Source organism: Paenibacillus thermotolerans (genome assembly GCF_028745515.1).
GTDB lineage: Bacteria > Bacillota > Bacilli > Paenibacillales > YIM-B00363 > Paenibacillus_AE > Paenibacillus_AE thermotolerans.
This window is the reverse complement of sequence record NZ_JAQZSG010000014.1, coordinates 108,885-116,446: the sequence shown is the minus strand read 5'-3', so window position 1 is coordinate 116,446 and position 7,562 is coordinate 108,885. Positions and strand designations below refer to the sequence as shown.

Genomic DNA, 7,562 nt, shown 5'->3' with positions numbered 1-7,562 from the left:
TGGTGTGAGAGGTCAGGGGCTAGCCGCCCCTATCTACTCGATTGCACATAAACAGACGCGATGATATAATCAGAGCACAACTGTTTTTGATTTTAAACAATAAATATCCCATCTTATATTCATATTGTAACACGCCGGTAAACTCTTGTCAAATGTTTTTCTCAATTTAATGGTTAGGAGAGATTTTGAATGAGTTCGTTGGTTCTCGGCTTCCAGGAAATCGAAAAAACGCAGCTTTTGCTCGTTGGCGGAAAAGGGTTACATGTAGGGGAATTATCAAAAATTCACGGAATACAAGTGCCGGAAGGATTTTGTGTTACAACGGCCGGGTATCAAAAAGCCATCGAACAAAACGAAGCGTACCGTGCTTTGTTGAATCGGCTAACCATGCTAAAAGCAGAAGATCGAGATCAAATCAGCGAAATCGGCAGGAAGCTTCGACAAACCGTTACGGAAGTTGAAATTCCTTCCGATGTTGCGGAAGCAGTTGACCGATATCTCTCCCGGTTTGGCGAGGAGCATGCTTATGCGGTGCGTTCCAGTGCGACTGCTGAAGATTTACCGCATGCCTCTTTTGCCGGTTTACAAGACACCTATTTAAATATCATCGGCAAAGAAGCGATCATGCAGCACATCCGCAAATGCTGGGCTTCCCTTTTTACGGATCGCGCGATCATTTACCGGATGCAAAACGGATATGACCACAGCCAAGTTTATATATCCGTTCTCGTGCAAAGGATGGTTTTCCCCCAGGCTTCGGGAATTTTATTTACCGCCGATCCGATTACCTTCAATCGGAAGCTCCTATCCATCGACGCCGGCTTTGGACTTGGAGAAGCGCTGGTCTCCGGCCTCGTATCTGCCGATGGTTATAAAGTGCAAGGAGAGCAAATCGTCGAGAAGAGGATCCCAGCCAAAAAACTGGCTATCTACGGACGAAAAGAAGGCGGAACAGAGACAAAGCAGATTGATCCCGATCAGCAACAAGCTCAAACGCTTACCGACGAACAAATTTTACAATTAGCACGCATCGGAAGACAGATCGAAGCTTATTTCGGCCGGCCGCAAGATATCGAATGGTGCTTGGCTGACGGAACATTTTATATCGTCCAGAGTCGGCCGATCACGACTTTATACCCGATCCCCGAAGCGAATGATGAAGAAAATCACGTTTACGTATCTGTCGGTCACCAGCAAATGATGACCGATCCCATGAAACCATTGGGATTGTCTTTTTTCCTGTTAACGACTAATGCACCTATGCGTAAAGCTGGCGGTAGGCTGTTTGTTGATGTCACCCATCAACTGGCTTCGCCCGTCAGCAGAAACAATTTATTACATGCGATGGGTCAACACGATCCGCTCCTCAAAGACGCACTTATGAACATCATTGAGCGTGGAGATTTTATTACATCGCTGCCGGATGATAAGCAAGTAAAGAGTCCCAGTAGAATTAATACAGATAGGCCGCAAATCGAAATCGATCCGGCAATCGTTTCTGAATTGATGATGAGGAATCAATTATCGGTCGAGGAGTTAAAACGAAATATCCGAACGAAATCAGGCTCCGATTTATTTGATTATATTTTAGAAGATATCCGGCAGTTAAAGAAGATTTTATTTGACCCGCAAAGTTCAGCCGTATTTATGGCTGCTATGAACGCTTCAACATGGATCAATGAACACATGAACGAGTGGTTGGGTGAAAAAAACGCAGCAGATCCGCTATCTCAGTCCGTACCCAACAACATTACTTCGGAAATGGGTTTGGCGCTAATGGATGTCGCCGATGCAATTCGTCCTTATCCGGAAGTAATTGAATATTTACAACATGTAAAAGATGATAACTTTTTGGATGCACTGGTTACGTTTGACGGCGGAAAGGAAGCCCGTGACGCGATCCATGCTTATCTCAACAAATACGGAATGCGATGTGCCGGAGAAATCGATATTACTAGAACTCGATGGAGCGAAAAGCCAACAACGCTTGTCCCCCTAATTCTCAATAACATCAAAAATTTTGAGCCGAATGCCAGCCGTCGAAAGTTTGAGCAAGGGCGGCAGGAAGCGTTGAAAAAAGAACAAGAATTATTAGATCGATTGAAGCAATTACCGGATGGCGAACAAAAAGCCGAAGAAACAAAACGAATGATCGACCTGGTCCGGAATTTCATCGGGTTTAGGGAATATCCAAAATACGGCATGGTTAACCGGTACTTCGTTTATAAGCAGGCTTTACTGAAAGAAGCCGAACCACTCGTACAAGCGGGTGTAATTCATGATAAAGAAGATATATACTATCTCACTTTTGAAGAACTTCACGAAGCCGTACGCACGAATAAACTGGATTACGAGATCGTCCGCAAACGAAAAGAGGAGTACAAATTATATGAAAAACTCACTCCGCCGCGTGTTATCACGTCTGACGGCGAAATCGTTACAGGCGAGTACAAACGAGAAAAGCTCCCGGCCGGAGCAATTGCAGGTCTGCCTGTTTCCTCCGGAGTAGCAGAGGGACGAGCGCGTGTCATCTTACACATGGAAGATGCCGATCTTGAAGATGGAGATATATTGGTCACCTCCTTTACTGACCCTAGCTGGACACCCTTGTTTGTATCCATTAAAGGGCTGGTCACCGAAGTCGGCGGACTGATGACCCATGGAGCAGTTATCGCACGCGAATACGGCTTGCCGGCAGTTGTCGGAGTGGAGAATGCTACCAAACGGATAAAGGACGGGCAACGAATTCGCATCCATGGAACAGAAGGGTATGTCGAAATATTGTAATTGCAGAACATGTTGTTGACGCGATCTCGTTTCCTAAACATAATGGTGAAAACAGAAATCGTAATCATTATGTAATCGGAGGGGGGCCGGGCAATGACGACTGTACTGGAACTCGAAGGAATCGCTGATTCCCCGAGCAAGCTGGAACGGCTTTATAAAAGGACATTGCTGATCGTAGTCATATCGCAAATTTTCGGCGGCGCCGGACTTGCGTCGGGCGTAACCGTCGGAGCGCTTCTAGCCCAACAAATGCTGGGAACGGACAGCTTGGCGGGCGTTCCTTCTGCATTAATCACGCTGGGTTCCGCTGTAGGAGCATATGCTGTCGGAAGACTCTCTCAACGGTTCGGGCGGCGTCCGGGGCTCGCATCCGGTTTTTTAACGGGCGGAATCGGGGCGCTCGGAGTCGTGGCCGCCGCCGTAAGCGGAAGCATTGTTCTTCTGTTTGCTTCGCTGCTAATTTACGGTGTAGGCACGGCAACCAATTTACAAGCTCGCTACGCGGGCACGGATTTGGCAAAGCCTGAGCAGCGGGCGACGTCTGTCAGCATAGCGATGGTGTCTACAACATTCGGAGCCGTTGCCGGGCCGAATTTAGTCGAGGTTATGGGCCGTTTTGCCGGTTCTCTCGGAATTCCCGTACTGGCAGGTCCGTTTATACTGTCCTCCGCGGCTTTTCTTTGCGCCGGCTTCGTATTTACGGTATTCCTTCGCCCCGACCCGCTCGTTATTGCCAAAGCGATCGGCGAATCGCAAGCATCCGGCCCAAGCGCTCCCGCGGACTTGGAACAAGCGCCGGCCAACAACCGGGGGATTATCGTCGGCGCCGCGGTCATGATCCTTACGCAAATCGTGATGGTTGCCGTTATGACGATGACTCCGGTCCACATGAAGCATCACGGACACGGTTTGGCGGAAGTCGGGCTGGTGATAAGCATCCATATCGGAGCGATGTATCTCCCCTCCCTCGTAACCGGAATGCTGGTAGACAAGGTCGGACGCATGGCGATGTCGGTTGCCGCAGGCGGCGTGCTTCTTCTTGCATGCGTAACCGCAGCAGCCGCACCCGCCGATTCTCTTTTCATGCTGATCGTCGCACTCGCGCTGCTGGGGCTTGGCTGGAATCTAGGCTTAATAAGCGGCACGGCGATCATCGTTGATGCGTCTGCTCCGGCCGCGCGGGCGAAAACACAAGGTACGATCGATGTTTTCGTGGCCGTTGCAGGCGCTTCCGGAGGGGCGCTTTCCGGCATGGTGGCGGCAAATTCGAGCTATGCGGGGCTGTCGGTGGCCGGAGGCCTTCTCTCCTTGCTGCTGATCCCTGTCGTGATTTGGTCGCGCCGGAGTCGAAAGGCGGAAGGAGCAAGAAATGTTTCAATGTAGGCAAAGCGATCCAACAACGGAACGGTCTATGGCATGATGCAAATAAGCGAGGCTTCATTTCGTCGGCAAGATCTGACGGAATGAAGCCTCGCTTGTTATGAATAGGATGCTGTCGATTAGGAAGCGACGAACGTCCGGTTTCGGCCTTCCTGTTTCGCTTTATACATCGCCGAATCGGCGAGGCTGATCAAAGCTTCGACGGAATCGGATTGAGCGGGAAACTCGGAAACGCCGATCGAGACGGTTACCGGCTTGCCGATCGGACTAACGGCGCCGGCAGTCGATATTCGGATTCGTTCGGCGATGGCATAAGCCGTATGCTTGTCCGTATCCGGCAGCAGTACGACAAATTCCTCGCCGCCGAACCGGCAGCATACATCCCGGTCGCGGGTCGTTGCGCTTAAGATGCTCGACATATGCTTCAGCACTTCGTCGCCGGCTTGATGGCCGAACGTATCGTTCACCTGCTTGAAATGATCGATATCCATCATAATGAACGAGAACTTCCGGCCGTCATTCGACCATCGCTCGAGCAGCTCGTTAACCGTTCTTCGATTCGTTAGACCGGTCAGCGGGTCGGTCGTTGCGGCGTGCGCGAGCTGCTCATTGCTCTTTTGCATCGTATCGATCGCAACCATAACCGCCCTCGTCAGCAGGTCGGCTTCCCGGTTCCAATGCGAGCCGGTTTGCGGGATCGTCACATGCTGTCCGGACGAGACCCGGTTCACCGTGTCGGCTAGCGCAGCGAACGGACGCGCCAGCCGGCGGGCGATCAGCACCGCTGCGGTCAATAAGCATAAATAAGGGATTAGCATCGTCAAAATCAATTTTCTGATATGCTCCTTCAATTGCACATTGACGACTTCGACAGGCGTCTGCTGTATCACTCCCCAGCCGTTCGCTGTAATGGGGATATAGGCCGCGAGCATTGGAATCCCAAGCGTATTGACGATGGTCCCCATTCCGCTTTTTCCCTTCAGAACGCTGCTGACTGCCGGATTTGCAGAAACATCCTCGCCTAATCGGCTCCGGTCCGGGTGATACACCAACTTGCCTTTGGAATCGACGACAAAGAAATACGACTCCGACTCATCGGACCAATGCTTGCCGAGGATCTGGGACAAAATATTATTTTCTTGAAGATAGATCGTTCCGCCGATCATTCCTCTATACGTTCCTTTAGCGTCAAAAATAGGCTCGCTCATCAGCATAATCAGCCGATTGTAAGGACTAACGTAAGGATTGGATAAGAACGGCTTTTGGGAGTTCAGCGCTTCTATCGTTTTTTCAGCGGAAATCGGTTTTCCCAAAAAACCCAGGCTGGCAGGCGCAACGCCTTGAATCATTCCGGTTTCGTCGACCCAGATGAGGGAGTTGAAGTAGCTGTTTGTTTGCTGGACGAGCTCAAGATACGCTTGGATCTCCGAATTCATAGGCGAAAGATTCCTCGGCAGCTTCATCGTCGTATGCTGCAAGCTGCTTCTCATGGATTGAAACAATGATTCTATCGTGACGCTCAACTTTTGCGCATTGGAGTAATTGAGAGAGAGGGTCGTTTCGGTTAAAGAGCTTTTCTGGGATTGGTACGTGGCGATCAGCATGATCAGCATGGTACAAAGGACGGAAGAGGCTACCAAACTCGCCAAAACCATCGTTAAATTCCACTTTTTCGTATCGGTTACCGGTAAAACGGGCATTCCATTGCACACTCCGAGGTTCATTTTCGACTATATTCGACATTTACTACGATTATTTACGAATTCTTCATGATTTTCAAGAGAAATTTGCGTGTTTGATACGGTTAGCGAGTTTGTGAATGGCGCTGCGTATCGATTACAATGATTTCATGCTTTACTAGCCTTTTGGGAGGAAGAAACCGTGGCGCAACTACTGTATGATACGATACATGACTCCAAACGCATTCTCGTGATGACGGCCGTCGAGGCGGAAAGAGACGCGTTCCTTAGAGGGCTTCACGGCAACGATCGATTCGAGGTGTCGCTTGCGGGAGTCGGACCTGCGTCGGCGGCGGCGAGAACGGCGGCGAAGCTGGCTTCCGGCGCATACGGACTCGTCATCAGCGTCGGAATCGGCGGAGGCTTCAGCGGTAAAGCAGATCCCGGCGGCTTGGTGGTGGCGGACGCGATCATCGCGGCCGACCTGGGCGTGGAGACGCAGGAAGGATTTCAAAGCGTGGACGAGCTCGGCTTCGGTTCCAGCCGAATCGAGGCCGATCAAGCTTTGGCCGTCAAGGTTGCCGGGGCGCTTGCCGATGCCGGCTTGCCCGTAACGGTCGGACCGGTGCTGACCGTAACGACCGCAACGGGAACGGCCGCCACCGCCGCGGAGCTAGCCTCGCGCATCCCGGGAGCGGCCGGCGAAGCGATGGAGGGCTACGGCGTTGCGATTGCCGCGCAGCTGAGCGGCCTGCCGGTGCTTGAAATACGCGCGGTCTCCAATCGGGTCGGCCCGCGAGACCGGTCGGCGTGGCGCATGAAGGAAGCGTTTGAAGCCATTGAAGCGGCAGGCAAAGTATTAGCGGAGGTGCTTACAGCATGAGCATTAACATTGCGTTTTCCCCTTGTCCGAACGATACGTTCGTATTTCACGCGCTGGTTCACGGTCTCGTTCCGGGTGCTCCCGCATTCGACGTGACCTACGCGGACATCGATATTACGAATCATTTGGCGCTTCGTCCGGACGGGCCGGACATTCTCAAAATTTCGTATGCGGCGCTGCCGTACGTTCTCGACCGCTATACGCTGCTGCCCTGCGGCGGAGCGCTCGGGAGGGGCTGCGGCCCGTTAGTCCTTACGAGGGCGGCGGACGCTTCCCCGGCGATGCTCTCCGGCAAGCGCGTAGCGGTGCCCAGCGAGCGGTCGACCGCCTATTTGCTGTTCCGCTTATGGGCGGCGCAGCAAATTCCGGGCGGGCTTCCCGAAATCGTCGTAATGCCGTTTCATGAAATTATGCCTGCCGTGCGCGACGGCCGCATTGACGCCGGTCTCGTCATTCACGAGGCGCGGTTTACGTACCGGACGTACGGGCTGCATATGCTGGCGGATATGGGCAGCTGGTGGGAAGCCGATACCGGTCTGCCGATTCCGCTTGGCGCCATTATCGCCAAGCGTTCCTTGGATCTTGCGCCGATCGAGAGCTGGATTCGCGCATCGGTGGAATATGCGTGGGCGCATCCGGACGCTTCCCGCGAATATGTGCTGCAGCACGCGCAGGAGATGGACCCGAAGGTGGCGCAAGCGCATATCGAGTTGTACGTGAATCGTTTCAGCGCCGATTTGGGGGTAGAGGGCTACCAAGCCGTTCGCGCGCTGCTCGGAAGAGCCGCTGAGGAAGGTCTCGTTCCTGAGGTTGTGCTCTAGACGGCTTCGGTT

The 7,562-nt window shown here is 52.3% G+C and carries 5 protein-coding genes; 4 read left to right on the top strand and 1 reads right to left on the bottom strand.

What is annotated here, in order from left to right; genetic code table 11:
• Positions 1 to 189: 189 nt before the first annotated feature.
• Complete coding sequence (gene ppsA, locus PT964_RS13770; protein ID WP_274363933.1) at positions 190 to 2,787, top strand: phosphoenolpyruvate synthase; 2,598 nt, start codon at positions 190 to 192, stop codon at positions 2,785 to 2,787.
• Between the two features lie 93 nt (positions 2,788 to 2,880).
• Positions 2,881 to 4,170: an MFS transporter gene (locus tag PT964_RS13765; protein ID WP_274363932.1), complete on the top strand. Its 1,290-nt coding sequence runs from the start codon at positions 2,881 to 2,883 to the stop codon at positions 4,168 to 4,170.
• A gap of 116 nt (positions 4,171 to 4,286) precedes the next feature.
• Here the strand turns inward: PT964_RS13765 and PT964_RS13760 are convergent, their stop codons facing one another.
• The gene (locus PT964_RS13760; protein WP_274363931.1) at positions 4,287 to 5,867 is read right to left on the bottom strand and encodes a sensor domain-containing diguanylate cyclase; all 1,581 of its coding nucleotides are present in this window, start codon (positions 5,865 to 5,867) and stop codon (positions 4,287 to 4,289) included.
• 181 nt (positions 5,868 to 6,048) lie between these two features.
• Here PT964_RS13760 and PT964_RS13755 point away from each other — a divergent pair, with 181 nt between their 5' ends.
• A complete protein-coding gene (locus PT964_RS13755) occupies positions 6,049 to 6,729 on the top strand; it encodes a futalosine hydrolase (RefSeq protein ID WP_274363930.1) in 681 nt (226 codons plus the stop codon).
• Between the two features lie 2 nt (positions 6,730 to 6,731).
• Positions 6,732 to 7,550 carry a 1,4-dihydroxy-6-naphtoate synthase gene (locus PT964_RS13750; protein WP_274363939.1) on the top strand — a complete coding sequence of 273 codons (819 nt, stop codon included), beginning with the start codon at positions 6,732 to 6,734 and terminating at the stop codon, positions 7,548 to 7,550.
• The last annotated feature ends 12 nt before the right edge of the window (positions 7,551 to 7,562 follow it).

Coding starts and splice junctions, on each gene's coding strand:
- ppsA (WP_274363933.1), top strand. CDS start 190: ATGAGTTCGTTGGTTCTCGGCTTCCAGGAAATCGAAAAAACGCAGCTT.
- PT964_RS13760 (WP_274363931.1), bottom strand. CDS start 5,867: ATGCCCGTTTTACCGGTAACCGATACGAAAAAGTGGAATTTAACGATG.
- PT964_RS13765 (WP_274363932.1), top strand. CDS start 2,881: ATGACGACTGTACTGGAACTCGAAGGAATCGCTGATTCCCCGAGCAAG.